This window comes from Sphingobium sp. FG125 (genome assembly GCF_057809795.1).
The window spans coordinates 112,710-138,626 of the sequence record NZ_JBMDKQ010000004.1; the positions used below are offsets into that span (position 1 = coordinate 112,710).

Here is a 25,917-nt window from a genome sequence, read left to right on the forward strand (position 1 = left end):
AGAGAATATTTGGTCTGCATTTGCACGTCAAGCGATCCAATTCCGCAATTACCTAAGCGCGGGGCAAGGTTTGCCTTGCCCCGCGCCAAAGTCCCGCAACGCCTACACCCCCCCATGGGCCAGCGCGGCCAGCAGCAGCAGCGCGACGATGTTGGTGATCTTGATCATCGGGTTGACTGCCGGCCCGGCAGTGTCCTTGTAGGGATCACCCACCGTGTCGCCGGTAACGGCGGCTTTATGGGCTTCGCTGCCCTTGCCGCCATGGTTGCCGTCCTCGATATATTTCTTCGCATTGTCCCATGCGCCGCCGCCACTGGTCATGGAGATAGCCACGAACAGGCCGGAGACGATGACGCCCAGCAGCAGCGCGCCCAGGGCGGCGAAGCCCTGCGAAACGCCTGCCACCTGCGCGATGACGAAATAGACGATGATCGGCGCCAGGACGGGCAGCAGCGAGGGGATGATCATTTCCTTGATCGCCGCCTTCGTCACCAGATCGACCGTGCGGGCATAGTCGGGCTTGCTGGTGCCGTCCATGATGCCCTTATTTTCCGCGAACTGCGCACGGACATCCTTCACCACGTCACCGGCGGCACGGCCCACGGCGGTCATGCCCATCGCCCCGAACAGATAGGGGAGCAGTGCGCCGAGCAGTAGGCCGACGATGACATAGGGGTTGGAGAGGCTGAAATCGACCGGGGCGGTGAGGCCCAGCGCCGCATTGTAGAATTTCAGATCCTCCGTATAGGCACCAAACAGCACCAGCGCGGCAAGGCCCGCAGAGCCGATGGCATAGCCCTTGGTCACCGCCTTGGTCGTGTTGCCGACTGCGTCCAATGCGTCGGTCTTGACCCGGACGCTGTCATCCAGATGCGCCATTTCGGCGATGCCGCCCGCATTGTCCGTAACCGGGCCATAAGCGTCGAGCGCCACGACCATCCCGGCAAGCGCCAGCATGGCGGTGGCGGCAAAGGCGATGCCGATGAGGCCCGCCAGCTGGTGCGCGACGATGATGCCCGCGACGATCACCAGCGTGGGCAGCGCGGTCGATTCCAGGCTGACGGCCAGCCCCTGAATGACGTTGGTGCCATGGCCGGTTTCGGATGCCTTGGCGATGGAGCGGACCGGGCGGTAATTGGTGCCGGTATAATATTCGGTGATCACGACCAGTAGGCCCGTGACGGCCAGCCCGACCATCATCGACCAGAACAGGTCCATGCCGGTATAGCCGCCGACCCCGTCCAGATCCGCGCCGAACACGGCGTGCATATCGCCCAGCGTGCGCCAGGTGACATAATAGATGGCGGGGATGGAGAGGATCGCTGTGACCCAGAAGCCCTTGTAGAGCGCGCCCATGATCGACTGGCTGGACCCCAGCCGGACGAAATAGGTGCCGATGATGGAGGTGATGATGCACACGCCGCCCACGATCAGGGGGAGCGACATCAGGTTCATCTTGAAGGCGTTATCGACGCCCGCGACCAGCAGCGCGATCAGCACCATGGTCGCGCCGACGGTGACGACATAGGTTTCGAACAGATCGGCGGCCATGCCAGCGCAGTCGCCGACATTGTCGCCGACATTGTCCGCGATGACGGCGGGGTTGCGTGGGTCATCCTCCGGTATGCCCGCCTCGACCTTGCCCACCAGATCGGCGCCGACGTCGGCTGCCTTGGTAAAGATGCCGCCGCCAAGACGCGCGAAGATGGAGATGAGCGACGCGCCGAACGCCAGCGCGACGAGGCTGTCGATGACGAGCCGGTCGTCAGGCGCATGGCCGGCGGGGCCGGTCAGATACCAGAAGAACAGGCTGATCGCGAGCAAGGCGAGGCCCGCCACGAGCATCCCCGTAATCGCCCCCGCCCGGAAGGCGACCGTCAGCCCGCTTTGCAGCGTGCCGCGACAAGCCTCTGCCGTGCGGACATTGGCGCGCACCGAGATGTTCATGCCGATGAACCCGGCAGCGCCCGACAGGATCGCGCCGATCAGGAAGCCGACCGCCGAAGTCAGCCCCAGAAAATAGAATACCAGCAGCGCGACAACCGCACCGACGATGGCGATGGTGGTATATTGGCGGCCCAAATAGGCCTTGGCCCCTTCCTGAATGGCGTCCGCGATGGATTGCATGGTGGCGTTGCCCGCAGGGGCATTGAGCACCTGGCGGCTGGTGAACAGACCGTAGAGTACGGCCAGCAGGCCGCACCCTATGGCGATGGTGACGATTGGCATAGATGTTCCTCTCCCCCAATTATGACTTTCATCGGCCGCTCCGCAGGGAATGACGGGCGGACGAAGGGCGCATCGGCGGGCGGCCGGACGGGTGGGGTCCGGCATCTGGCACCGCGTCAATCAGCATCAGGCACACGCACATAAGCGGTCCAACCGGGCTGAGAATAAGGTGAGATGAAGCTACAGGCCCGACAGCGCGCGTCAAGCGGGTTGGGGGACTATCCGTGTTCCCAGCCAAGTATGGCCGGTAATGGCACGGTTGCGCCGTCGATCATCAGGGTGAGGCCCGCGCCGGTGCCGACATGGCCGATGCGGATCGCGCGGACCGGGGGCGTGGTGCCGCGCGGCAGGGTGAAGAGCAGTTCATAATCATCGCCCGCTTGAGCAGCCGCGATTTGGACGGCGGTGCTGGCACCGCGCACGCTTTCGAGCGCGGGGGAAAGCGGGATATGGTCGATGGTGATGGCGACGCCGCTGGTCTGTGCCATCCGCTGCGCGTCGATCAGCAGGCCGTCTGACAGGTCCATCATCGCGGTGGCGAGCGGGGCGATCAGCGCGCCTTCGGACAGGCGCGGGCGCGGGCGGCGATAGGCATCGACCAGCGGGCCGGACGCGGTGGGATCGGCACGGGCGAGGGAGAGGCCGATGCCCGCGTCGCCCACCGGGCCGGTGATATAGAGCGTGTCGCCCGGCTGCGCGCCCGATCGCGTGGGGATGGGGCCGCTTGCCTCGCCGATGGCGGTCAGGCTGTAGCTGCGCGGTGCGGCGTCGGGCATCTTGACCGTATCGCCGCCCAGCAATGGCAGGCCGTGCCGGTCGAGCGCCTCCCCCAGCCCGTCGAGAAAGGCGGCGTCCCAATCCTCGTCCCCCGACAGCGCATAGTTGAGCAGGCAACCGACGGGGCGCGCACCCTTGGCCGCGAGGTCGGACAGGTTCACGGCGGCGAGTTTCCAGCCAATGTCGACGGGCGGATCGGTGGGGAGATAATGGACCCCCTCCACCATCGTGTCGCTGGTGAGGATCAGGCGGGTGTCGCCCACGGGGAGGATTGCAACATCATCCATCAACCCCTGCGCGGCGGGATGGTTGGCCAGCAGGCGCAGCAGGGTGAGGAAGCGGGATTCGGCGGACATGGCTATACCCTACCGTTCGGGCTGAGCGAAGTCGAAGCCCTACATCGAGCGTAGCGAGATGCCTTCGCTCCGCTCAGGCGTGCCCTTCGACTTCGCTCAGGGCGAACGGGCGTTTTACGACCCCCGCGCGTCCTTCGCCACCGCATCCAGCAACCCGTTGACGAAGCCGGATTCGCGCTTGTCGTAAAAGGCGTGGGCGACGTCGACATATTCGCTGATGATCGTTGCAGTCGCGATGTCGGCACGGGCGATCAGTTCGTAAGTGCCTGCGCGCAAAATCTGGCGCATCGGCTTGTCGAGCCGGTCGAGGCTCCAGCCGCTCGACAGGCGGGCGACGATCAGCGCGTCAATTTCGTCGCGGCGCTTGTCCACGCCGGACACGACATCATCGAAAAACGGCTCCTCCGCCGGGGCGTAGGTCACGTCCTCGATGGTGGCGCCCAGGCGATGGGCATGAAATTCGTGCAGCAGGACATGGACGGGGGTTCCCTCCATTTCGAGCTGATACAGCGCCTGGACCGCGGCAAGGCGCGCGGCGGAGCGGGATTTGGAGCGTGCGTTCATGGCGTTCCCCTACTCCGGTGTCAGCCGAGGCGCAACGCCACTGACGCGGCGTGTGCGGGCAGGCCTTCGGCTTCCGCCAGCGCCACCGCCGCCGGGCCGATCGCGCGGATCGCGGCATCGTCGAGGCTGAGGAAACTGGTGCGCTTCATGAAGTCCAGCACGGAGAGGCCCGACGAAAAGCGCGCGCGGCGACCGGTCGGCAGGACGTGGTTGGGACCGGCGACATAATCGCCGACCGCTTCGGGGGTCATGCGACCCAGGAATACCGACCCTGCATGGCGCACCCTGGCGAACAGCGCGTCGGGATCGTCCACCGCCAGTTCGAGATGTTCGGCGGCGAGGCGGTTGACCAGCGGCATCGCCTCCTCAAAATCGCGCACGACGATGATCGCGCCATTGGCGGTCCAGCTGGCGCGGGCGACCTTTTCCGTGGCGAGTTGGCCAAGCCGCCCTTCCACCGCGCGTTCGACCGCGTCGGCAAAGGCCGCGTCGTTCGTGAACAGGATCGACTGGCTGGTCGGGTCATGTTCGGATTGGCTCAAAAGGTCGGCGGCGATCCAGTCGGGGTCATTCTTGCCGTCGGCGACGACGACGATTTCGGACGGGCCAGCGACCATGTCGATGCCGACTACGCCATAAAGCTGGCGTTTGGCTTCGGCGACCCAGGCGTTGCCGGGCCCGGTGATGACGTCCACCGGCGCGATCCGGTCGGTGCCATAGGCGAGCGCGGCGACGGCCTGCGCCCCGCCGACGCGCCAGATTTCCTCGATCCCCGCGATCTGCGCGGCGGCCAGCACCAGCGGGTTGATCTCGCCACCCGGCGTCGGCGTGACCATGGCGATGCGTTGCACGCCTGCGACCTTGGCGGGGATGACGTTCATCAGTAGCGAGCTGGGATAGGCGGCGCGACCGCCCGGCACATAAAGACCGGCGGCATCGATAGCGCTCCAGCGCGCGCCCAGACGCACGCCCGCGCTATCCACGCCGTCGCTGTCCATGGGACGCTGCTTTTCGTGATAGGCAGTGATCCGCGCGGCGGCGAGTTCGAGGGCGTCGCGCAGCGGGGTCGAGAGCGTGTCGAGCGCGGCGCGGGTTTCCGCCGGTGTGACCGCCCATCCGGTGACGTTGAGGTCATGCTGGTCGAACCGCTGCGTATAATCGGCCAGCGCCGCGTCGCCGCCCGCGCGCACGGCTTTCAGGATCGCGGTGACATCGCGCGAGACATCTTCATCGGCTTCGCGGCGTGCATCGACCAGCGTGGTGAAGGCGGCGGCGAAATCGGGGGATGTGGTGGTGAGACGCTGGGTCATGGCAGCTCAAATCCTCCCCTGCAAGGGGAGGGGGACCGCCGCGTAGCGGTGGTGGAGGGGTGTCGCGCTATCGAGAGGGCGACACCCCTCCGTCAGCACTTCGTGCTGCCACCTCCCCTGCAAGGGGAGGATTGAATAGGCGTCACGCCGCATCCCGCACCCCCACGGCCTTGCGGAACGCCTCCACCATCGGTGCCAACTCCGCCGAGCGCATCTTGAAGGCGGCGCGGTTGACGATCAGGCGGGCGGAAATCTGCATGATGATGTCGGTCTCGACCAGGCCATTGGCCTTGAGCGTCGCGCCTGACGAGACAAGGTCGACGATGCGGCGTGACAGGCCGAGCGAGGGGGCCAGTTCCATCGCACCGTTCAGCTTGACGCATTCCGCCTGAAGCCCGCGCGCTTCATAATATTTGCGCGTCAAGTGGGGATATTTGGTGGCGACGCGGACATGGCTCAGTGCGGCCTGATCCTCGTCGCCTGCATCCACCGGCTGTGCGACCGACAGGCGGCAATGGCCGATGTCGAGGTCTACGGGCGCGTAAAGTTCGGAATAGTCGAATTCCTCCACCACGTCGGAGCCGACGATGCCGATCTGCGCTGCGCCATGGGCGACGAAGGTGGCGACATCGAACGCGCGCACGCGGATGATCGACACGTTTGGACAGTTGGTGGCGAAGCGCAGCGCGCGGCTTTTCTTGTCGTGAAACTCCGCCTCCGGCTCGATACCGGCTTTGGCGAGCAAAGGCAGCGCTTCATCGAGGATGCGGCCCTTGGGAATGGCGAAGGTGAGGGTGCGAGTCATGACGCGCGGGCCTTAGCCGGGCGCGGGGGGCAGGGCAAGGATTTGGGGGGATATACTCCTTCTCCCTTGAGGGAGAAGGATAAGCAGCCTTACCGAACGGAGTGAGGTTAGGCGGAGTTGGATGAGGGTGGCGGTGCGCTATCGTTAGGGCGGTACACCCTATCGTTAGGGCGGTACACCCTCACCCAGCTACGACTAAGGCAGCAAGCTGCCAAGTCTACGCATCCCTCTCCCTTGAGGGAGAGGATTATGCGTCCACCATCGCACTCTGCGTGGCTTCGATCCAGCCGCCGCCCAGCACATGGTCGCCATCATATAGCACCGCCGCCTGTCCCGGCGCGACGCCATATTCGGGGGCGTCGAACAGCAATTGTCCATCCACCAGCCGCGCAGGCACGGGCTTTGCCATCGACCGCACCTTGGCGGTCAGCGGCCCGGCAAAGTCGCGGCCCAGCCAGTTGATGTCGGTGAGTGTCGCGCCCGATACCGCCAGCGCGGCCTTCGGCCCCACGATCACGCGCTTGGCCGCTGCGTCCAGCCGCACGACGTAGAGCGGATCAGGCTGGCCGCCAATCTCCAGCCCCTTGCGCTGGCCCACGGTGAAATGGATCATGCCCTTGTGCCGACCCAGCACCCGACCATCGACATGGACGATGTCGCCGCCTTCATCCGCGTCGGGGCGCAGCTTGCGCACGATTTTTGCATAGTCGCCGTCGGGGACGAAGCATATGTCCTGGCTGTCGGGCTTCAACGCCACGGCCAGTCCCAGTTCGGCGGCGATTTCGCGCACCATCGGCTTGGGCAGCCCGCCGAGCGGAAAGCGCAGATAGTCGAGCTGCGCCTGGGTGGTGGCGAACAGGAAATAGCTCTGGTCGCGCGCGGGATCAGCGGCGCGGTGCAGTTCCGCGCCCTGCGGCCCTTCGACCCGGCGGACATAATGGCCGGTGGCAAGGCAGTCGGCGCCCAGATCGCGCGCGATCTGAAACAGGTCGGTGAATTTTACCCCCATATTGCATTTGACGCAGGGGATGGGGGTGCGTCCGGCCATATATTCGTCGGCAAAGTCGGCGATCACCGAGTCGCGGAAGCGGCTTTCATAGTCGAACACATAATGGGCGATGCCGATGCGGTCGGCGACGGCGCGCGCATCACGTATGTCCTGCCCCGCGCAGCAACTGCCGGTGCGGCCCACCGCTGCGCCATGATCGTAGAGCTGGAGCGTGACGCCGATCACTTCCGCGCCGGTTTTGGCGGCAAGCGCGGCGACGACGGAGGAATCGACCCCGCCGGACATGGCAACGACAATGCGCCGCGCGTCGAGCGGCTGGGGCAATTGGAACTCAGGCTGCATGGCTGTGTCTATAGGGATGATGGGCGTCGGGTGCCAGTGTTTCAGCTTTGCGACAAAGCGAGCGCCCATTTACCGACCCTTATCCATTGCCGCGTAGAAGCAGCTTCATGGATTTGAGTTTTCTTCGGACAGGCGGGCTGAACCCCGCCAATGCCAGACCCCTAGGCCGCACGCGCGTGCCGGTCTGGCCGTTCCTGCGGGCTGCCTGTGCAGCACAGCAGGCGGCCAGCCCGACCGCGCAGGCGGTTGCGGGCGTCCTGCGGGGGCAGGACGGAACGGAGGACTGGATCCAGGAACTGGCGGGAATCTTCGCGCCACGTTCCGGCGGCATGATCGAAGCCGTTCGGCTCGCAGGAAGCTTTAATCCGCTGATCGCGAACCGTTTAGCTGTGGGGAAAGGATGATGAAGGTGGCGTTTACCTTGGCGCTTTAGCCGTTCTTCAGGGCTGATGTGGATAAGGGGTTCGCTGCTGGATTTGACAACGCCAGCGCCGCTTTTGAGGGTAGTAATGATCGAAAGCCAGAAAATACGGCCAGCCCAGGTCGTCGGGCCGCTCGGAGAACCGCTGACGCTGGACAGCCTCCCGCCACCGGACACGACCCGCTGGGTCGTGCGGCGCAAGGCCGAAGTCGTGTCGGCCGTCAATGGCGGTTTGCTGACCGTGGATGAGGCGTGCGCGCGCTATAATCTGACGCTGGAAGAATTTGCCGGCTGGCAGCGGGCGGTCGACCGGTCGGGGATGCACGGCCTGCGCGTGACGCGCATCCAATATTATAAATCCCTCTACGAACGGCAGCAGAAATATTAATCTGTCCGCGCGCGCATCATTGATGCAGCGGTAAAGGGGCTGCCGGAGAGTATCCGGCGGCCCCTTTTGCGTAAAAGTCTGTCTGGGAATGCGCCTTTGGCGCATCCGCACCGGCCCCACCCCCACCCCACCGCCCACAGAGTATATCCTGAATGGGAGGTCGGGTGGGGGTGAGGGCCGGTGCGGAAATTCCAAGCACCGACAAAAAACCGCCTGTAACGACGCGGGACGGGGATGGTTTCCCGCCCGGAATCATTTTTCACCCATGGAACAGGCTGCCCCTTGCACCGTTAATCCCGCAGCACCCAACCCGCTGGGGGCGTGGTCAAGGAGAGTAACATGGGCATCATTATGTGGCTTATCGTCGGTGGCATCATTGGCTGGCTCGCCAGCATGATCATGCGGACTGACGCGCAGCAGGGCATCCTGCTCAATATCGTCGTCGGCATCGTCGGTGCGTTCATCGGCGGCATGATCTTCAATGGCGGGTCGATCAACAATGGCAGCCCGCTGTCCCTGACCAACTTCCTGGTGTCGCTGGTCGGCGCGGTCATCCTGCTGGCGATCGTCAATCTGGTCCGTCGCGGTTCGGTGCGCTAACCGCACCCGTCACGACTGACCGCCCAAAAGGCCGCGCTCCTCACCGGGCGCGGTCTTTTTTGTTGGGTTCCGCACCGGCCCGCTCCAAAATGCGCTCTTCCGCGCATTTTCAAAAACTATCTTCGCGCGGCGAACCAGCGGTAGAGGGCCAGCACGGCGACCGATCCCAGGATCGCGGCGATGAAGCCTGCGCTCTGGCCCGGTGCATAAAAGCCGGCGAGTCGACCGACAAAGCCCGCCAACAGCGCCCCGGCGATGCCCAGCAACATGGTAACGATACAGCCGCCGGGATCGCGCCCCGGCATGATCAGCTTTGCGATTGCTCCGGCCAGCAGGCCGATCAATATCCAACCCAGCAAATCCATGGCGCGCTCCTCTCTCCCGATCTCCGCACCCAGCACATATAGCGCCATAGTCCGGCGCTTTTGGCAACCAAATCCCGCTTCCAGCCCTGTTTGCGCCAAACGAAGCACCGTGCCATTTCCACAGCGATGGCTTATACAGTTGCGCAATATCGCTTTGCCCTGGCCCTTTGACCCATGATATTGGGGGTTGAGGGCGGTGCTATATTCATATAACACAGTCGCTGGATGGCGAAGCGCCGGAGAGACAGAATCGCATGAATTACGAAACCCAGGTCATGGCCGACTCAGCGGTCGTCATCGACGACGAGGATGCGCGCGCGCGCAAGCGGCGGCTGTGGCTGGTCGCGGCGGTGATCGTCGTGGTGCTGGTCGGCAGTGCGGTGTGGATTTCGATGCGGGGCGGCGGTGCGGCAGCGCCTGCCGTTACAGCGCAGGTGCCGGTCGTCACGGTCAGCAGTCCGGGCCAGTCGACCGTTGCGCGGACGGTGACCGCCACCGGATCGCTTGGTGCGCGGATCGACATGCCGGTCGGCGTCGTGGGTGAAGGCGGCATGGTCAGTCGGGTGCTGGTGCAGCCAGGCGACTGGGTCCGCGCCGGGCAGGTGCTGGCGGTGATCGAACGGTCGGTGCAGGTGCAGCAGGTCAATTCGCTCGCCGCGCAGGTCGAGGTTGCTCGCGCCGACGCGAAGCTGGCGCAGGCGCAGCTGGATCGCGCGAAGGCGCTGGTCGGGCGCGGTTTCATCAGCGCGGCGGACATTGACCAGCGCACCGCGACCCGTGATGCGGCCAATGCGCGCGTCAATGTCGCCGTCGCCCAGCTGGCCGAACAGCGCGCCCGCACCGGACGGCTGGACATTCGCGCGCCAGCCAATGGCCTGGTGCTGACCCGCGCGGTCGAGCCGGGGCAGATTGTGGGATCTGGCAGCGGCGTGCTGTTCCGCATGGCCAAGGATGGCGAGATGGAATTGCTGGCGCAGGTGGCCGAGAGTGACCTGGCGGTGCTGCGTCCGGGCAATAGCGCCATTGTGACTCCAGTGGGTGGCAAGGATAAGTTTGCCGGACGGGTATGGCAGGTGTCGCCCGTGATCGATCCGCAGACGCGGCAGGGCATAGCCCGCATCGCGCTGCCCTATCAGGCGGCGATCCGGCCGGGCGGTTTTGCCGCCGTCACCATCACCAGCGGGTCGGGCAGCGCGCCATTGCTGCCGGAATCGGCGGTGCAGAGCGATCCCAAGGGCAATTATGTCTATGTCGTCAATGGCAAGAATGAAGTCGAACGGCGCGCCGTGACCGTGGGTCAGGTGTCGGATGCCGGGGTCGCCGTGACCAGCGGCATTACCGGCAATGAAAAGATCGTGACGTCGGCCGGTGCCTTCCTGGCACCGGGGCAGAAGGTGAAGCCGGAGCCGCTCAAGGCTTCGTAAAAGGATGTGCTGCGCTCTGTATCAGGGCGCATGTGCGACGGGATGAGAGGACGGATTGCGTCCGGCGAAGGAAGCGGTAGCCCATGAATTTTCGCAATATGTCGGCCTGGGCCATTCGCAATCCGGTGACGCCGCTGGTGATGTTCGCGGCGCTGCTGCTGGCGGGCCTCGTCAGCTTCAGCCGGATGGACATCAACAATAATCCCGACATCAGCTTTCCGATGGTCAGCGTGGTCGTCAGCCAGCCCGGCGCTGCCCCGACCGAGCTGGAAACGCAGGTCACCCAGCGGGTCGAGGCGGCGGTGCGCGGCATTAGCGGCGTCGATGAAATCACGTCCTTCGTGTCCGAAGGCCGCTCACTCAGCAACGTCCAGTTCGTGATCGGCACGCCGGTCGACCGGGCCGTCAACGACGTCAAAAACGCGGTCGACCAGATTCGCAGCGACCTGCCCGACGGCATTTTGGAACCGCAGGTCACCCGCATCGACATTGATGGCGGGCCGATCGCCTATTTCAGCGCCGAAGCGACCGACATGACGCTGGAAGAGCTGTCCTGGTATGTCGACAATACCGTGGCCAAGCGGTTGCGGTCGATCAGCGGCATGGCGGCGGTCAATCGCGGTGGCGGGGTGAGCCGCGAAATCCGCGTCATTCTGGACCCCGCCAAATTGCAGGCGTTCGGCATCACCGCCGCGCAGGTCAACCAGCAGCTTAATCAGGTCAATCTGAACGCGGCGGGTGGCCGCACCGAAATTGCCGGGGCTGAACAGTCGATCCGCGTATTGGGCAATGCCGCCAATGCGCGCGATCTGGGCGCGACCCAGATTGCCATTACCGGCGGTCGCACGGTCAAGCTGGCCGACATTGCCGATGTGCGCGACATGTATGCCGAACAGCGCAACCTGTCGCTGATGAACGGGCGTCAGGTTACCAGTTTCAGCATGGAAAAGGCCAAGGGCGCGTCCGACGTCACCGTCTATGACGAGGCGATGAAGGAGCTGGACAAGCTGCGCAAGGAAAACCCCAAGGTCACCTTCAAGCAGCTCTACACCAGCGTCGATTACACCAAGGACCAATATCATTCGGCGATGGCCGCGATGATTGAGGGCGCGGTGCTGGCGGTCGTGATCGTGTTCCTGTTCCTGCGCGACTGGCGGTCGACGATGATTTCGGCGCTGGCCATCCCGCTGTCGGCGATCCCCGCCTTCTGGTTCATGGACATGATGGGCTTTACGCTCAACTTCATCTCGCTGCTGGCGTTGAGCCTGGTGGCAGGTGTGCTGGTCGATGACGCGATCGTGGAGATTGAGAATATCGTGCGCCATATGCGCATGGGCAAAAGCGCCTATCAGGCATCGATCGATGCGGCCGACGAAATCGGTCTGGCGGTGCTGGCTACGACCATGGCGATCGTTGCGGTGTTCCTGCCCGTCGCGTTGATGCCGGGGATTTCCGGGCAGTTTTTCATCCAGTTCGGCATGACCGTGGTCGTTTCCGTCCTCATGAGCCTGGCAGTGGCGCGGCTGATCACGCCGATGCTGGCGGCCTATTTCCTCAAGGCCCATGGCGCGCAGAGCCATGGCGAGGGCTGGATGATGGACCGCTATATGGACGTGCTGCGCTGGTCGCTCGATGAGCGCCGCGCCATCGCCCATCGAGCGCGAGGCGGATGGCGGCGTTTTACCGCGATTTTCCTGGATCACCGGATGTGGACGGTCGGCTTTGGTTTTCTGGCCTTTGTCGCAACGATCATTGCCTTTGCGACGTTGCCCATGACCTTCCAGCCGGTCACCAATACCGATTTCAGCCAGGTGAAGATCGAGACCGTGCCGGGCAGCACATTGGCGCAGACGACGGCGATTACCCGCCGGGTCGCCGACATGCTGGCGGCCGACACCGACGTGGTCGATGCGGCTTTTGCCGACATCGAAACCACCAGTGCCGACATTTTCCTGACGCTCAAGAAGGATCGCCCGATCTCTTCGGTGGACTGGGAGCGCAAGATTGCGCCGAAATTCCAGACGATCGCCGACGCGCGGGTGAATTTCCAGTCGCAGTCGGGTGGCGGCTTTGGCCGCGACATCATCCTGATGTTCGGGTCTGACGATCCGGTGAAGCTGGATGCAGCCGCCAACGAACTGGTCGCCGAAATGGCTAAAATCCGTGAGTTGCGCGCCCCGCGCGTTCAGGGCGACATGCAGCGGCCGGAGATTATCATCAAGCCGCGGCTGGACCTGGCCGCCAGCATGGGCGTGACTACCGCTGCGCTGAGCCAGACCATCCGCATCGCGACGATTGGCGATATCGACCAGAATAGCGCCAAATTCTCGCTGTCCGATCGCCAGATTCCGATCCGCGTGTCGATTGCCGAGGATAGCCGCAAGGATATTGGCACGATCGAAAATATGCCGGTGCCCACGATCAACGGCGGATCGGTGCCGTTGAAGGTGGTCGCCGACATCAGCTTTGGCGCGGGGCCAACGCAGATTCGCCGTTACAACCAGATTCGCCGCATCGTCGTCGGGGCCGACCTGGCACCGGGCATCGTCACCAGCCAGGCCAATGCCAAGATCAACGCTATTCCGATCATGAAGCAGATCAAGGAAGGCAAGTTGCAAGGCGTGCAGCAGATCACCGCAGGCGATGCGAAGTGGCAGGGCGAGATGATCGAGAATTTCATCATCGCCGTCATCTCCGGCATCCTGCTGGTGCTGGCGGTGCTGGTGCTGCTCTACAAGCGGATCATGCCGCCCTTCGTCAATCTGGGCTCGCTGGTGCTGGCTCCGCTGGGCGGCGCAATAGCGCTGCATATTGCGGGCCAGCCTGTGTCGATGCCGGTGCTGATCGGCCTGCTGATGCTGCTCGGCATCGTTGCTAAAAACTCGATCCTCGTCATCGACTTCGCGCTGGAGGAGATGGAGAAGGGCGTACCCAAGTTCGAGGCTATCGTGGATGCGGGCCACAAGCGCGCCCAGCCGATCGTCATGACGACGGTGGCAATGGTCGCGGGCATGGTGCCGACCGCCCTGTCGCTGTCGGGCGATGGTGCCTGGCGCGCGCCGATGGGCATCACGGTGATCGGTGGACTGATCCTGTCGACCGTGCTGACGCTGGTGATCGTGCCGGCGACCTTCAGCCTGGCGATCGCAATCGAAAGCTGGGTCGGGCCGCGTCTGGGCCGGGGGCTGCTGACCTACAAGCCGGGCGACGACAAGGATGCGCCGGGGCATGTGCAACCTGCGGAGTGATGCGGGCAGCAAAACAACGCTTTGCCTGAACGAAACGGCGGCGTAACCGTTGGGGCGCCATGAAGTTGCTCCGCGTCCCCCGGTCGATCGGCGAAAGCCTGCCCAATCCCGCGCGACGGATGCGATTGTTTGCCACTGGCATGTTGCTGGCGATGGCGGCGCTGTTCATTGCCGCGCGCAGCACCGTGCATCTGCACCCGGCCATCGGTTTCGTGCAGGCCTTTGCCGAGGCAGCGATGGTCGGTGGTCTGGCCGACTGGTTCGCGGTCACCGCGCTGTTTCGTCACCCGCTGGGCCTGCCAATCCCGCACACCGCGATCATCCCGCGCAACAAGGACCGGATCGGCGAGACGCTGGCCATCTTCCTGCGCGACAATTTCCTGACCCCCGCCGTCGTCGCTCGGCGGATGCGCGGCATGGATGTCGCGGCGGCGGCGGGGCGGTTCCTGGCCAGTCCCTCCGCAGGCGATGGACGGCTGCGCGAGGGCGCGTCGCGGCTGATCGCTGATATGCTGGAGGCGCTGGATCAGGAACGGCTGGGCGGCATGGTCAAGGGCGCGATCGGCCAGCGGCTGCGCGGCATCAATATCGGCCCGCTGGTCGGGCAGGCGATCGAGGCGGCGATGCGCGACGGTCGCCACGCGCCTGTCATGGACGGCATCATCCACTGGGCCGACCGCACGCTGGAGGCGAATGATCATCTGATCCGCCAGATGGTGCATGACAAGGCGGGCAAGGTGCTGCGCTGGACCGGGCTGGACGAAAATCTGGCCAATGCGATCATCGACGGGCTGCGCAAGATGCTGGCGGAAATGGCCGCTGATCCGGGTCACAGCCTGCGCCTAAAAGCCGAGGAGGGGATGGCAAAGCTGGCCTTCGACCTCCAGTTCGACATTGAGATGCAGGCGAAGGCGGCACAAATCCGCGACGAGATTCTCGACAATCCGGCGATGCAGCGCTGGATCGACGGATTGTGGGAACAGGCGCGCAGCGGGCTGCTGCGTGCGGTGCGTGATCCGGGCAAGGCGATGGCCGGACGACTGGGCGAGGCGCTGCGCCAGTTGGGTGGCACGTTGCAGGAGGATGCACGGCTGCGCCACGTCATCAACCGCTTCGTGCGCCGCGCGGCGGTGGGCGCGACCGCCACCTATGGCGACGCCATCGTCCGGCTGGTCAGCGACACGGTGCGTGGCTGGGACGCGGGCACCATCACCAACCGGCTGGAGGGCGCGGTTGGCCGCGACCTGCAATATATCCGCATCAACGGCACGCTGGTCGGCGGGTTGGTGGGGCTGATCATTCATAGTTTCGACACGCTGTTCTGAGTAGCGAAAGCACAGCATCTGCACGTCCTGAAAAATGATGTTGCAACATATCATAAAAATATGATGTAACATTTCATGCACCGTCCAACAGCGGACGGGCTGGAGAGGAGTCGGGCAATGCGGATGAGCATGATGCAGGCAGCAATCGGGCATGGGAGAATAGCAGATGCAGGCGAGAGGCCGACACCGTCGGGCTATCGCAGCGGCACCGGGTCGCCAGCTGGCATTGGCGGGGCGATCGCTGTCCATGCGCTCGTGATCGGGGCGTGGCTGCTGATCCCCAAGGAGGTGATCGACACGGTTTTCACGCCACCGCCGCTGACGACGACGAACATTCCGATCAGTGATCCGCCGCCGCCTGAACCCGTCGAACAGACCGTCGAGAAGCCGATCAAGACGCGCCCGACCGAGCAGCGACCCACCGCCACCGACCCGATCGTGCCGGGGGCGCAGGGCGACCCGGTCATCACCGGCGGCACCGGGACGGGGGACGGGATTGATCCTGGCCCCACCATCATCCTGCCGCCCATCGATCCGCCCCGTGTGCCTGTGCTGGTCGATGCCGGTATCGATCCGCGCGCGCTGTCGCAGTTTCAGCCCGATTATCCCGGCGCGATGATCCGTCAGGGATTGGAAGGGGCGGTGACGGTGCGGGTCACAATCAGTGCGGAAGGGCGCGTCACTGACATCGCAAGGATTTCTGCGACCGATGAGAGCTTCTGGCTCGCGACCCAGCGCCACGCCCTGCGCAAATGGCGCTTTCGCCCCGCCACGCGCGATGGCGTGCCAGTGGCGACGACCAAGATATTGACGGTGCGCTTCACTCTGACGGACCGGTAACGCCATTCCTCCCCTGGAAGGGGAGGGGGACCGGCGAAGCCGGTGGAGGGGTGTCGCCCTCTCGATAGGGCGACACCCCTCCGTCTGGCCTGCGGCCCGACACCTCCCCTTGCAGGGGAGGATCGTTCACGCACCACCCTTTTGCATCCGGGCGCGGCCTGCACTATAGGAACGCCATGGCGATTTTTCCCCGTCCCGTTTCCCCCAAGAGCGCGCTTGGCGATCTGTGGGGCTATTTCCGCCAGCCGCGTAAGCATAAATGGCCGCTGCTGGGCGTTTCCATGGCGTTCACCTGGGTGATTGTGTGGACCTTCATCACCGACGCCAACACCAACACCATGCCGACGCGCAACAAGATCATCTATGTCCAGAGCTGGGACGCGAATCGCAGCGATGCGGCGATCATCCTGCAACAGAAGATGGATCTGGCCCGGCGCGACGCCATATTGCAGAAAAATCAGGTGGAGATGCAGAAGATCGCCGATGCGTTCGGCATCGACTGGCGCAAGGATGAGGCGCGCAATACCGCCCGGCGCAAGGAAGCGGTCAAGCAGATCAACGCCATGCTCGACCAGCGCCTGGTGAAGGCGGAGGCTGAGAACAAGCCGGGCGTGCAACCGGAAGTCGCCAAGCCCTGAGCCAGTTGTCGACGCTCGCCGCCGACCGGCGCTTCATGGCCGCTGCCATCGCGCTGTCGGGGCGCGGGCGCGGGCTTTCTACCCCCAATCCCAATGTGGGCTGCCTGATCGTGCGGGACGGCCATGTGGTGGGACGTGGCTGGACGCAAAAGGGTGGCCGCCCTCACGCCGAAGCGCAGGCGCTGGGGCAGGCGATGGAGCAGGCCCATGGAGCGACGGCCTATGTGACGCTGGAGCCCTGTTTTCATCTGTCGCCGCGCGGGCCGCGCTGTGCCGACCTGATGGCGCGTGCCGGGGTGGCGCGGGTGGTGATCGCGCTGCGCGATCCCGATCCGCGCACCGACGGGCAGGGCGCGGCCTGGCTGCGTGAACGCGGCATCACGGTCGAGATGGGACTGCTGGCAGACGAAGCTGCGCGCGCCATGGCGGGTTTCGTGCTGCGCCAGACGCGCGGGCGGCCGCATGTGACGCTGAAACTCGGCCTCTCGCTCGACGGGAGAATCGCGTTGGCGGACGGCTCCAGCCGCTGGATCACCGGGCCGGATGCGCGCGCCCATGCCCATGTCGAGCGGGCGCGGCACGACGCGATATTGGTGGGCGGCGGCACGCTGCGCGCCGATGCGCCGGGGCTGGACGTGCGGCTGGCTGGGCTGGAGGATCGGTCGCCGCGCCGGATATTGCTCAGCAGGAGCGATGCGCCCGATGGCTGGGTACGGATCGGCGCGCCGCAAGAGATTGCGGCGCTCGACCGGGTCGATCATCTGCTGGTGGAGGGGGGCGCGGAAACGGCCGCAGCCTTTCTGCGCGCGGGGCTGGTCGACCGGCTGCTGCTCTATCGCGCACCCATCATCATCGGCGCGGGGCTGGCGGGGATTGGCGACATTGGCCTGATGGACCTGGCCCATGCGCATGGCCGCTGGCGGCTGACCGACGAACGGCGTTTAGGGGTCGATCGGCTGGAGGTTTACGAGGCGGTGTCGAGCGCTTAGAGGAACGAACAACTCATCCCGTTCGGGCTGAGCGAAGTCGAAGCCTTCGCCTGAGCGCAAGCCAAGGCACCTCACTGCGTTCGGCGCAGCCCTTCGACTTCGCTCAGGGCGAGCGGACAATTGGATTTCGACCTATGTTCACCGGCATCATCACCGACATCGGCACCATCCGCCAGGCGGAGCAGCGCGGCGACCTGCGGCTGGTCATCGGTAGCGCTTATGACATGGCGTCGGTCGCGATCGGCGCGTCGATCGCCTGTTCGGGGGCCTGCCTGACCGTGGTGGAAAAGGGCGCGGACTGGTTCGCGGTCGATCTGTCGGCGGAAACCGTGGCGCGCACCGCGCCCGGCCTGTGGGCGCTGAACGGTCGGCTCAATCTGGAGCGCGCGCTCAAGGTCGGCGATGAGTTGGGCGGGCATATTGTCACCGGCCATGTCGATGGCGTGGGCCATCTGGTGTCCGCCACGCCACAAGGCGATTCGATCCGGCTGGTCGTTGCCGCGCCTGCCGCGCTGGCCGCGTCGCTTGCGGCCAAGGGGTCGATCACGCTGGACGGTATTTCGTTGACCGTGAACAGCGTCGAGGATCAACCCGATGGCAGCGTCCATTTCGGCCTGAACATCATCCCGCATACGGCGGCTGAAACGACCCTGGACGCGCTGTCGCAGGGGCGGGCTTTCAATCTGGAGATTGATATCCTCGCCCGCTATCTTGACCGGATGATGAGTGCTCGCACCAAGTGATTTTGAGTGAATTGGAACAATGCACGACTCGAAAATCACGCCAGTAAAAATCAGTACAATGTGATTGCCCCTTGATATAGTCACATTGCAATGTGATATATGACCCATCCCGGCGTTCGGGAAGGAGTCGTTTGCCATGTCCTCTGCCCTTATTGATACCGTCCGCAGCCTCGTCAGCGATGGCGGCATGTCGCGATCCGGCCTGGCCCGTGCTGCTGGCCTGCACGCCAATTCGCTGCGCAAGCTGGGCGAAGGCGATTGGAACCCGACCGCCGACACGTTGGGCAAGCTGGAGGCCTATCTGCTCAAGCGCGAGGGCGGCACTGCGCTGGCCAGCCCCGAAGAAATCATCAACGAAGCCCGCAACGGCCGCATGTTCATCCTGGTTGACGATGAGGATCGCGAAAATGAGGGCGACCTGGTCATCCCGGCGCAGATGGCGACCCCCGACGCCATCAATTTCATGGCCACCCATGGCCGCGGCCTCATCTGCCTGGCGCTGACCAAGGGCCGTGTCGATGAGCTGGGCCTGGGTCTCATGAGCCGCAACAACGGCACCCGGCACGAAACCGCCTTCACCGTGTCGATCGAGGCGCGCGAGGGTGTGACCACCGGCATCAGCGCAGCCGACCGCGCCCGCACCATTTCCGTCGCGATCGACGGGTCGAAGGGCAAGGCGGACATTGTGACGCCGGGCCATGTCTTTCCGCTGGTGGCCAAGGATGGCGGTGTGCTGGTGCGCACCGGCCATACCGAGGCAGCGGTGGACGTGGCGCGACTGGCGGGCCTCAACCCGTCCGGCGTCATTTGCGAAGTGATGAAGGATGACGGCACGATGGCGCGCCTCGACGACCTCATCCCCTTTGCCGCCAAGCACAAGATGAAGATCGGCACGATCCGCGACCTCATCGCCTATCGCCGTCGCCACGACCATATCGTCGAACGCCGCGCCGAAACCGTGTTTCAGAGCGCATGGGGCGGCGACTGGAAGGCGATCAGCTTCTACAACAAGGCGACCCAGACCGAGCAACTGGTCATGCAAAAGGGCAATGTTGATCCCGACAAGCCGACATTGGTGCGGATGCACCAGTTTGCGCCGCTAAGCGATACGTTCGGCAAAATAGGGCCGCGTTCCGGCCTGCTGCAACGCTCCATGGAGATCATCAGCGCGGAAGGCGCGGGCATCATCGTCCTGCTGCACGGCGACGAACCCGACATTCTCACCCGGATGCTCCAGCAAAATGCCGGCATCGCCGTTGGCGACATGGACGAACTGCGCAATTATGGCGCGGGCGCACAGATATTGTCGGAACTGGGCGTGCATGACATGGTCCTGCTGACCAACAGCCATCACAGCCTGATCGCGCTTGACGGCTATGACCTGGCCGTGGTTGGGCAACGGCCGATCGAGCTGTAAAGGATTTATCATGGCCAAATTCCTGATCGTCGAAGCGCGCTTCTACGACCATCTCAACGACCTGCTGATCGAGGGGGCGAAAGCCGCGCTCGATGACGCTGGGCATAAATATGAGGTGGTGACGGTGCCTGGTGCGCTGGAAATCCCCGGCGCGATCGCGCTGGCGGCGGAAAGCGGCCGCTATGATGGCTTTATCGCCATCGGCGTGGTGATCCGTGGCGAAACCTATCATTTCGAAGTCGTGTCGAACGAAAGCGCGCGCGGCCTGATGGCGCTCAGCATGGACGCGATCGCCATCGGCAACGGCATTTTGACGGTGGAAAATGAAGCGCAGGCACTGACCCGCGCCAAGCGGACCGAAAAGGACAAGGGCGGCGAAGCGGCCAAGGCCGCCATCGCGATGCTGTCCCTGCGCGAACGCTTCGGGGCGTAATACCACAGTGCTGTGATTGTAACTCATCTCCCCTCCCCCTTGAGGGGGAGGGGGAGCAAGGCGAAGCCGCGCGTCCCATACTGGCGGCAGTACACCCCCACCCAACCTCCTCCTCAAGGGCAGGGCTATCGCATATGGAACTGTTCCTTCCTCCATCGTCATCCTGAATTTATTTCAGGATCCATTTCTCGTCTCGAACCGCAGCTTTTTGGGCACGATGGATGCTGAAACGAGTTCAGCATGACGTTAGTGGGATAACGGAACCTCATATGCGATTCCCCTGCCCTCAAGGGGAGGAGCCTAATGGGTCGTGATCATTGCACCTTGGTATAAGAGACGAAAATTCCTCCCCATCGGGGGAGGGGGACCGTTCGCGAAGCGAATGGTGGAGGGGTGTCACCCTCACGATAGCATCGACACCTCTCCGTCTGGCCTTCGGCCATCCACCCCCCTTACAGGGGAGGATTGTAAGTAGAGCGCCGGAAAACTCGGAAAACACCCGTCATTCCCGCGCAGGCGGGAACCCAGGTCTCGTTACGCAGCTGGATTGGCGGCGGCACGTTGGGTCCCCGCTTTCGCGGGGATGACGGGTAATGTGGTTACGCCGTGGCGCGTTCTTCGGCCAGCGCTGGGTAGTCGATATAGCCCTGCTCCCCCGGTCCGTACCAGGTTTCCATCCCCTTGATCGGGTTCAACGGCGCATCGCTGCCCAGCCGTTCCACCAGGTCGGGATTGGCCATGAAGGGGCGGCCAAAGCTGATCGCGTCGGCCAGGCCGCTCTCCAGGTCGGCCTGCGCCCGTTGCTTGTCATAATCGCTGTTCAAGATCAGCGGTCCTTTGAAATGCTGGCGGATGAGCGGCGACTGGCGTGGCACGTCGGTCTTGCCGAACGTGCCGTCCGGTCCCGGTTCGCGCAGTTCGAGCGAAGCGATGCCGATGGCGTCGAGCACCTGCGCCGCATGGGCGAACAGCGGCCCAGGGTTGCTGTCATTCACACCCTGCGAATCGCCGTTGGGCGACAGGCGCACCGACACCTTGTCCGCGCCGATCGCATCGGCCACTGCCTGCGTCACTTCCGCCAGCAGCCGGACGCGATTTTCGATGCTGCCGCCATATTGGTCCGTGCGGAAATTGGCGTTGTCGCGCAGGAACTGGTCGATCAGATAGCCGTTGGCCGCATGGATCTGCACTCCGTCAAACCCGGCGCGGATCGCGTTGCGCGCGGCGGTGACATAGGTGTCGATCAGGCCTTGTATCTCCTCGACGCTGAGCGGACGAGCGGTCTCGAAGGGCGCTTTGCCTTCATAGGTATGGGCGTCGCCCGCCGTCGCCGTCGCGCTGGACGACACCGGCTGCTCGCCGGTCACGCTCGAATGGACCTGCCGCCCCATATGCCAGAGCTGGACGATGATCCGTCCACCTGCCTCATGCACGGCCTGCGCCACCGGCTGCCAGGCGGCGACCTGTTCGTCCGACCAGATGCCCGGCGCATAGGGCCAGCCCAGCCCCTGGCGCGAAATGCCCGTCGCTTCGCTGATGATCAGGCCCGCGCCGGCGCGCTGGCGGTAATAGTCGATCATGATCGGGGTCGGCACATGATCGCGGGTGGCGCGGCCACGGGTCAGCGGCGCCATGATGGTGCGGTTGGGGGCGGTGATGGCGCCGATCTGGACAGGCTTGAACAGGCTGGACATGAAATCTCCCTTGATCAAAGTTGCAAATTGCAACGGGACTTGATGCTGAAGGCCAGCTAGGAAGCCGCCATGACCAGTTCAACCCCTATCATGCGCGCGGATATGCCCAAATTCGCATTTCCCGCACTCATATTGGCAAATCTCATCCTGCCGCTTGGTCCGGTGCTGGTGCGACTGGCCGATGTCGGACCGGTGGCGGCGGCTTTCTGGCGGCTGACGCTGGCCCTGCCTTTCCTCATCCTGCTGGCGCTGCCGGGGCTGCGCCGCACCGCGCCGACGATCCGCGAATGGGGCGCGCTGGTCTGGTCCGGGCTGTTCTTCGCGGCGGATCTCGCCGCCTGGCATATCGGCATTCTCTACACCAAAATCACCAATGCCACGATATTCGGCAATATGAGCGGGCTGATGCTGCCGATCTGGGGGCTGGTCGTGCTGCGCCAGCGGCCAACGCGGATGCAGGCGATTGCGCTCACTCTCGCCGCAGCGGGCGCGGCGGTGATGATGGGGGGCAGCTATGAACTCTCGCCGCGCTATCTCCATGGCGACCTGCTCTGCCTGCTCGCGGGCGCGCTCTATGCGGCCTATTTGCTGATCGTGCAGGGGGTGCGGGGGCGGCTGGACAGCTGGTCGGTGCTGGCGATGTCCACCCTCTTCAGCATCCCGCCGCTGCTGCTGTGCGCGTTGTGGCTGGGCGAGCGGATCATGCCGGGTGACTGGACCCCGCTGGTGGTGCTGGCGCTGACCAGCCAGTTGATCGGGCAGGGACTGCTCACTTATGCGATCGGCTGGTTCACCCCGCTGGTGCTGGGCCTCAGTCTGCTGCTGCAACCCGCCGTCTCCGCCGTGCTGGGCTGGATGCTGTTTGGCGAATGGCTGAGCGTCACCGATATGATAGGCACGATGGCGGTTGCCGCCGCGCTGGTGCTTGTGCGGCTGCCCTCGCGTGCCTAGATTGGCTGCGGATCAGCTTTGTCGGGCTTCTGCTCCTCCCCTCTAGGGGGAGGTGTCGGGCCGCAGGCCAGACGGAGGGGTGTCCAGCTATCGATAGGGCGACACCCCTCCGTCAGCACTGCGTGCTGCCACCTCCCCTGCAAGGGGAGGAATAGGGTTGATCAAATGAGACTTTGGATTGGGCTTATGAGCGACATTCAAGACATGACCCTTGATGAAATCCGCGCCCTGCTGGCGCCCGTGCTGGCACGCCATGCCGCCTTTGATGGCTGGCGCAAGGAAGCGGTTGCCATGGCAGCGGCGGAAAAGGGCGTCGATCCAGACATTGCCGCGCTCGCCTTTGCCGATGGGCCGGTCGATATGATCGACGCATGGTTCGCCAGCATCGATGCGCGGATGCTGGATGCGCTACCGCCTGAAACGCTCGATACGCTGTCGATCCGGCGCAGGATCATCGCGCTGGTGGAGGCGCGGCTCGACCTGCTTGCGCCCGACCGCGAAGCGCTGCGCCGCGCCATCGCGATCCTTGCGATGCCGACCAATGCAGCGCGCGCGACCCGGTTGGGCTGGCGCGCGGCCGATGTCATGTGGCGCGCGGCGGGCGACAATGCCACCGACCTTGCCCATTATACCAAGCGGATGACGCTGGCGGGGGTCTATGCTGCGACGCTGCTGGTGTTCGTGGACGACGAAAGCGACGCCCATGCCGACAGCCGCGCTTTCCTCGCCCGGCGGATCGAGGGCGTCATGCGCTTCGAAAAACTCAAGGCACAGGTCAAGGGTGTGGGCGGCGGCGAGCGGCTTAGCCTGGCGCGTTTCATCGGGCGGCTGCGCTACCCGGCGATATGATCTGCCGCGCCGGACGCCATTTCCTTCTGGCCTTTCCTAATCGGTATTGATAGTCACTCGCAGCAATTGCCCTGTGAGTATCCATTCCCGTGCGCCTGACCGAATTGCCCCTGCGCCAGCCTGCCTTTGTTGACCTGATCGACTGGTCCGCGCTTTCCCCGTCGGAAGGCCAGCGGCTGCGCGAATTTGGCCTGTGCGAAGGGGCGAGTGTCGAGGCGCTGCACCATGGCGGCCTGTGGGGCAAGGGACCGATCGCCTGCAAGGTGGGCCGCATGACCATCGCCATGCGCCGCAATCATGCCGCCGCCGTGACCGTCCGCACCGGACAGGACGCCGCGCTATGAGCGTGCTGCCGCTCGTCGCGCTGGTCGGCAATCCCAATGCTGGCAAGAGCGCGCTGTTCAATGCGCTCACCGGCGCGCGCCAGAAGCTGGGCAATTATCCCGGCGTTACGGTGGAGCGCAAGGCAGGGCGGCTGGCGCTGGCCGACGGTCGGCCGGTCGAACTGGTCGATCTGCCCGGCACCTATAGCCTGAACGCCGCCAGCCCTGACGAACAGGTCACGCGCGACGTCGTGATGGGTCGGCAGGCGGGCGAAAGGCGACCCGACGCGCTGGTGATCGTGGTCGATGCGTCCAACCTCGACAATCATCTGCGATTCGCGCTGGAGCTGATCGCGCTCGGCCTGCCGACGATCGTGGCGCTCAACATGGTGGACCTTGCCACCCGCGATGGGCTGGAACTGGACGCAGCCGTGCTGGCGCGCGAACTGGGCGTGCCGGTGATCGCGACCGTCGCGGTGCGCAAGCGCGGACTCGATCATCTGCGCGAGGAACTGGGCGGCCTGCTGGGCAGCGCCGCGCCGGAGGCCAAAGCCCTGCCGCCAGAACGCGATTTCGATGCGGTGCGCGGCGAAGCCCGCCGCATCGCCCGCGCTGCCATCGTGCGTGAAACCCCCTCGCGCCGCCTGACCGCCGCCGTCGATCGCGTGGCGCTGCATCCGGTGTTCGGGCTGCTGCTGTTGCTCGGCCTGCTGTTCGTCATGTTTCAGGCGGTCTATGCCTGGTCCGAAGCGCCGATCGCGATGATCGAGGGGCTGGCCGAAGGCGCCGCCAACGCCGCGCGCGACGCCCTGCCCGACGGGATGCTGCGATCCTTCCTGGTCGACGGCGTCATCAACGGCGTGGGGTCAGTGGTGGTGTTCCTGCCGCAGATCCTCATCCTCTTCTTCTTCATCCTGATGCTGGAGGCGACCGGCTATATGGTCCGCGCTGCCTTCCTGATGGATGGCATCATGGCGAAGGTCGGCCTGTCGGGCCGGGCGTTCATTCCTTTGCTCTCCTCCTTCGCCTGCGCCATTCCCGGCATCATGGCGACCCGGACGATCGCCGATCCCAAGGACCGGCTGACCACGATCCTCATCGCCCCGCTGATGACCTGTTCGGCGCGGCTGCCCGTCTATGCCGTCATCATCGGCGCCTTCATCCCGGCACGCGACATTGGCCCCGGCATCGGTTTGCAGGGCTTCGTCCTCTTCTGCCTCTATGTCGCGGGCATCATCGGCGCGATGCTGGTGGCGCTGATCCTGCGCATGACCGTGACCAAGGGCACCAGCGGCGGCTTCCTGATGGAAATGCCCAAATATCAATGGCCCCGGCCGCAGGATATTTTACTCGGCCTATGGCAGCGCGCGATCATTTTCCTGAAACGCGCCGGCACGATCATCTTCACCTCCACCGTGATATTGTGGGTGCTGCTCTCCTACCCCAAGCCGCCCGAAGGCAGCGCCGTCAGTCAGGTCGATTATTCCATCGCGGGGCGGATAGCGGGCGGCCTCAACGTCATATTGGAGCCGATCGGTTTCAACCGCGATATTTCGCTTGCCCTGATCCCGGCGATGGCGGCGCGCGAAGTCGCCGTGTCGGCGCTGGCCACCGTTTATTCGATCGACGCGGGCGATGACGAGGCGCTGCTGGAACGCAGCCTTGGCGACCGGCTGAAAGACCAGTGGCCGCTGCCCACCGCGCTGGCCTTCCTCGCCTGGTTCATCTTCGCGCCCCAGTGCATTTCGACCATCGCGGTCACCCGGCGTGAAACCAATGGCTGGAAATGGCCGCTGTTCATGCTCGGCTATCTGTTCGTGCTGGCTTATGTCGCTGCGGGCGTCACTTACTGGACTGCGACCGCCGCAGGACTATAA

At 64.5% G+C, this 25,917-nt stretch carries 24 protein-coding genes; 16 read left to right on the top strand and 8 right to left on the bottom strand.

The genetic code is table 11. The features are described 5' to 3' along the window. Positions 1 to 102: 102 nt before the first annotated feature. From ACODSR_RS05255 to mnmA, 6 genes are all read right to left on the bottom strand, one after another. Positions 103 to 2,229 carry a sodium-translocating pyrophosphatase gene (locus tag ACODSR_RS05255; RefSeq protein WP_489074372.1) on the bottom strand — a complete coding sequence of 709 codons (2,127 nt, stop codon included), beginning with the start codon at positions 2,227 to 2,229 and terminating at the stop codon, positions 103 to 105. 218 nt (positions 2,230 to 2,447) lie between these two features. Next, the gene (thiL, locus tag ACODSR_RS05260) at positions 2,448 to 3,362 is read right to left on the bottom strand and encodes a thiamine-phosphate kinase (protein ID WP_489074374.1); all 915 of its coding nucleotides are present in this window, start codon (positions 3,360 to 3,362) and stop codon (positions 2,448 to 2,450) included. A gap of 114 nt (positions 3,363 to 3,476) precedes the next feature. Next, complete coding sequence (gene nusB / locus ACODSR_RS05265) at positions 3,477 to 3,926, bottom strand: transcription antitermination factor NusB (protein WP_489074376.1); 450 nt, start codon at positions 3,924 to 3,926, stop codon at positions 3,477 to 3,479. 20 nt (positions 3,927 to 3,946) lie between these two features. Then, positions 3,947 to 5,236 (bottom strand): histidinol dehydrogenase, encoded by a 1,290-nt coding sequence (gene hisD / locus ACODSR_RS05270; protein WP_489074378.1) that lies wholly within the window; start codon positions 5,234 to 5,236, stop codon positions 3,947 to 3,949. Between the two features lie 142 nt (positions 5,237 to 5,378). Beyond that, positions 5,379 to 6,041 carry an ATP phosphoribosyltransferase gene (hisG, locus tag ACODSR_RS05275; RefSeq protein ID WP_489074380.1) on the bottom strand — a complete coding sequence of 221 codons (663 nt, stop codon included), beginning with the start codon at positions 6,039 to 6,041 and terminating at the stop codon, positions 5,379 to 5,381. Positions 6,042 to 6,288: 247 nt separating this feature from the next. After that, entirely contained in the window at positions 6,289 to 7,392 is a 1,104-nt protein-coding gene (gene mnmA / locus ACODSR_RS05280) for a tRNA 2-thiouridine(34) synthase MnmA (RefSeq protein ID WP_489074382.1), read from the bottom strand. A gap of 107 nt (positions 7,393 to 7,499) precedes the next feature. On the opposite strand from mnmA, the gene ACODSR_RS05285 reads away from it, so the two are divergent. The 3 genes from ACODSR_RS05285 (at position 7,500) to ACODSR_RS05295 (ending at position 8,801) form a co-directional block, all read left to right on the top strand. Further along, positions 7,500 to 7,796: a hypothetical protein gene (locus ACODSR_RS05285; RefSeq protein ID WP_489074384.1), complete on the top strand. Its 297-nt coding sequence runs from the start codon at positions 7,500 to 7,502 to the stop codon at positions 7,794 to 7,796. Between the two features lie 105 nt (positions 7,797 to 7,901). Continuing rightward, entirely contained in the window at positions 7,902 to 8,201 is a 300-nt protein-coding gene (sciP, locus tag ACODSR_RS05290) for a CtrA inhibitor SciP (RefSeq protein WP_489074386.1), read from the top strand. Positions 8,202 to 8,540: 339 nt separating this feature from the next. Next, positions 8,541 to 8,801: a GlsB/YeaQ/YmgE family stress response membrane protein gene (locus ACODSR_RS05295; RefSeq protein WP_489074388.1), complete on the top strand. Its 261-nt coding sequence runs from the start codon at positions 8,541 to 8,543 to the stop codon at positions 8,799 to 8,801. 116 nt (positions 8,802 to 8,917) lie between these two features. Here ACODSR_RS05295 and ACODSR_RS05300 read toward each other — a convergent pair whose 3' ends face one another. Continuing rightward, positions 8,918 to 9,166, bottom strand: coding sequence for a GlsB/YeaQ/YmgE family stress response membrane protein (locus ACODSR_RS05300; protein ID WP_489074390.1), 249 nt, complete (start codon positions 9,164 to 9,166; stop codon positions 8,918 to 8,920). Between the two features lie 254 nt (positions 9,167 to 9,420). On the opposite strand from ACODSR_RS05300, the gene ACODSR_RS05305 reads away from it, so the two are divergent. The 9 genes from ACODSR_RS05305 (at position 9,421) to ribH (ending at position 20,223) form a co-directional block, all read left to right on the top strand. Next, complete coding sequence (locus ACODSR_RS05305; protein ID WP_489074392.1) at positions 9,421 to 10,590, top strand: efflux RND transporter periplasmic adaptor subunit; 1,170 nt, start codon at positions 9,421 to 9,423, stop codon at positions 10,588 to 10,590. A gap of 83 nt (positions 10,591 to 10,673) precedes the next feature. After that, positions 10,674 to 13,838: an efflux RND transporter permease subunit gene (locus tag ACODSR_RS05310; RefSeq protein ID WP_489074394.1), complete on the top strand. Its 3,165-nt coding sequence runs from the start codon at positions 10,674 to 10,676 to the stop codon at positions 13,836 to 13,838. A gap of 59 nt (positions 13,839 to 13,897) precedes the next feature. Continuing rightward, positions 13,898 to 15,163, top strand: a complete 1,266-nt coding sequence (locus ACODSR_RS05315) for a DUF445 domain-containing protein (RefSeq protein ID WP_489074395.1) — start codon at positions 13,898 to 13,900, stop codon at positions 15,161 to 15,163. A gap of 117 nt (positions 15,164 to 15,280) precedes the next feature. Beyond that, the gene (locus ACODSR_RS05320) at positions 15,281 to 16,003 is read left to right on the top strand and encodes an energy transducer TonB (protein ID WP_489074397.1); all 723 of its coding nucleotides are present in this window, start codon (positions 15,281 to 15,283) and stop codon (positions 16,001 to 16,003) included. A 176-nt stretch (positions 16,004 to 16,179) separates the two neighbouring features. Further along, positions 16,180 to 16,641 carry a hypothetical protein gene (locus tag ACODSR_RS05325; RefSeq protein WP_489074399.1) on the top strand — a complete coding sequence of 154 codons (462 nt, stop codon included), beginning with the start codon at positions 16,180 to 16,182 and terminating at the stop codon, positions 16,639 to 16,641. A gap of 35 nt (positions 16,642 to 16,676) precedes the next feature. After that, the gene (gene ribD, locus ACODSR_RS05330; protein WP_489074624.1) at positions 16,677 to 17,630 is read left to right on the top strand and encodes a bifunctional diaminohydroxyphosphoribosylaminopyrimidine deaminase/5-amino-6-(5-phosphoribosylamino)uracil reductase RibD; all 954 of its coding nucleotides are present in this window, start codon (positions 16,677 to 16,679) and stop codon (positions 17,628 to 17,630) included. A gap of 134 nt (positions 17,631 to 17,764) precedes the next feature. Next, the gene (locus tag ACODSR_RS05335) at positions 17,765 to 18,373 is read left to right on the top strand and encodes a riboflavin synthase (protein WP_489074401.1); all 609 of its coding nucleotides are present in this window, start codon (positions 17,765 to 17,767) and stop codon (positions 18,371 to 18,373) included. Positions 18,374 to 18,509: 136 nt separating this feature from the next. Continuing rightward, a complete protein-coding gene (gene ribB, locus ACODSR_RS05340; RefSeq protein WP_489074403.1) occupies positions 18,510 to 19,790 on the top strand; it encodes a 3,4-dihydroxy-2-butanone-4-phosphate synthase in 1,281 nt (426 codons plus the stop codon). Positions 19,791 to 19,800: 10 nt separating this feature from the next. Next, positions 19,801 to 20,223, top strand: coding sequence for a 6,7-dimethyl-8-ribityllumazine synthase (gene ribH, locus ACODSR_RS05345; RefSeq protein ID WP_489074405.1), 423 nt, complete (start codon positions 19,801 to 19,803; stop codon positions 20,221 to 20,223). A 599-nt stretch (positions 20,224 to 20,822) separates the two neighbouring features. Here ribH and ACODSR_RS05350 read toward each other — a convergent pair. Then, the gene (locus ACODSR_RS05350) at positions 20,823 to 21,917 is read right to left on the bottom strand and encodes an alkene reductase (protein WP_489074407.1); all 1,095 of its coding nucleotides are present in this window, start codon (positions 21,915 to 21,917) and stop codon (positions 20,823 to 20,825) included. 69 nt (positions 21,918 to 21,986) lie between these two features. Between ACODSR_RS05350 and ACODSR_RS05355 the strand changes: the two genes are divergently transcribed. The 4 genes from ACODSR_RS05355 (at position 21,987) to feoB (ending at position 25,917) form a co-directional block, all read left to right on the top strand. Continuing rightward, positions 21,987 to 22,868, top strand: a complete 882-nt coding sequence (locus ACODSR_RS05355; protein WP_489074409.1) for a DMT family transporter — start codon at positions 21,987 to 21,989, stop codon at positions 22,866 to 22,868. 186 nt (positions 22,869 to 23,054) lie between these two features. Then, positions 23,055 to 23,717 (top strand): COQ9 family protein, encoded by a 663-nt coding sequence (locus ACODSR_RS05360; protein WP_489074411.1) that lies wholly within the window; start codon positions 23,055 to 23,057, stop codon positions 23,715 to 23,717. A gap of 89 nt (positions 23,718 to 23,806) precedes the next feature. After that, positions 23,807 to 24,061 carry a FeoA family protein gene (locus ACODSR_RS05365; protein WP_489074413.1) on the top strand — a complete coding sequence of 85 codons (255 nt, stop codon included), beginning with the start codon at positions 23,807 to 23,809 and terminating at the stop codon, positions 24,059 to 24,061. Continuing rightward, entirely contained in the window at positions 24,058 to 25,917 is a 1,860-nt protein-coding gene (gene feoB, locus ACODSR_RS05370; protein ID WP_489074415.1) for a ferrous iron transporter B, read from the top strand. The genes ACODSR_RS05365 and feoB overlap by 4 nt, the downstream gene beginning before the upstream one ends.

Excerpts from the sequence above, each read along its gene's own strand:
- ACODSR_RS05255 (WP_489074372.1), bottom strand. The coding sequence starts at position 2,229 with ATGCCAATCGTCACCATCGCCATAGGGTGCGGCCTGCTGGCCGTACTC.
- thiL (WP_489074374.1), bottom strand. The coding sequence starts at position 3,362 with ATGTCCGCCGAATCCCGCTTCCTCACCCTGCTGCGCCTGCTGGCCAAC.
- nusB (WP_489074376.1), bottom strand. The coding sequence starts at position 3,926 with ATGAACGCACGCTCCAAATCCCGCTCCGCCGCGCGCCTTGCCGCGGTC.
- hisD (WP_489074378.1), bottom strand. The coding sequence starts at position 5,236 with ATGACCCAGCGTCTCACCACCACATCCCCCGATTTCGCCGCCGCCTTC.
- hisG (WP_489074380.1), bottom strand. The coding sequence starts at position 6,041 with ATGACTCGCACCCTCACCTTCGCCATTCCCAAGGGCCGCATCCTCGAT.
- mnmA (WP_489074382.1), bottom strand. The coding sequence starts at position 7,392 with ATGCAGCCTGAGTTCCAATTGCCCCAGCCGCTCGACGCGCGGCGCATT.
- ACODSR_RS05285 (WP_489074384.1), top strand. The coding sequence starts at position 7,500 with ATGGATTTGAGTTTTCTTCGGACAGGCGGGCTGAACCCCGCCAATGCC.
- sciP (WP_489074386.1), top strand. The coding sequence starts at position 7,902 with ATGATCGAAAGCCAGAAAATACGGCCAGCCCAGGTCGTCGGGCCGCTC.
- ACODSR_RS05295 (WP_489074388.1), top strand. The coding sequence starts at position 8,541 with ATGGGCATCATTATGTGGCTTATCGTCGGTGGCATCATTGGCTGGCTC.
- ACODSR_RS05300 (WP_489074390.1), bottom strand. The coding sequence starts at position 9,166 with ATGGATTTGCTGGGTTGGATATTGATCGGCCTGCTGGCCGGAGCAATC.
- ACODSR_RS05305 (WP_489074392.1), top strand. The coding sequence starts at position 9,421 with ATGAATTACGAAACCCAGGTCATGGCCGACTCAGCGGTCGTCATCGAC.
- ACODSR_RS05310 (WP_489074394.1), top strand. The coding sequence starts at position 10,674 with ATGAATTTTCGCAATATGTCGGCCTGGGCCATTCGCAATCCGGTGACG.
- ACODSR_RS05315 (WP_489074395.1), top strand. The coding sequence starts at position 13,898 with ATGAAGTTGCTCCGCGTCCCCCGGTCGATCGGCGAAAGCCTGCCCAAT.
- ACODSR_RS05320 (WP_489074397.1), top strand. The coding sequence starts at position 15,281 with ATGCGGATGAGCATGATGCAGGCAGCAATCGGGCATGGGAGAATAGCA.
- ACODSR_RS05325 (WP_489074399.1), top strand. The coding sequence starts at position 16,180 with ATGGCGATTTTTCCCCGTCCCGTTTCCCCCAAGAGCGCGCTTGGCGAT.
- ribD (WP_489074624.1), top strand. The coding sequence starts at position 16,677 with ATGGCCGCTGCCATCGCGCTGTCGGGGCGCGGGCGCGGGCTTTCTACC.
- ACODSR_RS05335 (WP_489074401.1), top strand. The coding sequence starts at position 17,765 with ATGTTCACCGGCATCATCACCGACATCGGCACCATCCGCCAGGCGGAG.
- ribB (WP_489074403.1), top strand. The coding sequence starts at position 18,510 with ATGTCCTCTGCCCTTATTGATACCGTCCGCAGCCTCGTCAGCGATGGC.
- ribH (WP_489074405.1), top strand. The coding sequence starts at position 19,801 with ATGGCCAAATTCCTGATCGTCGAAGCGCGCTTCTACGACCATCTCAAC.
- ACODSR_RS05350 (WP_489074407.1), bottom strand. The coding sequence starts at position 21,917 with ATGTCCAGCCTGTTCAAGCCTGTCCAGATCGGCGCCATCACCGCCCCC.
- ACODSR_RS05355 (WP_489074409.1), top strand. The coding sequence starts at position 21,987 with ATGACCAGTTCAACCCCTATCATGCGCGCGGATATGCCCAAATTCGCA.
- ACODSR_RS05360 (WP_489074411.1), top strand. The coding sequence starts at position 23,055 with ATGAGCGACATTCAAGACATGACCCTTGATGAAATCCGCGCCCTGCTG.
- feoB (WP_489074415.1), top strand. The coding sequence starts at position 24,058 with ATGAGCGTGCTGCCGCTCGTCGCGCTGGTCGGCAATCCCAATGCTGGC.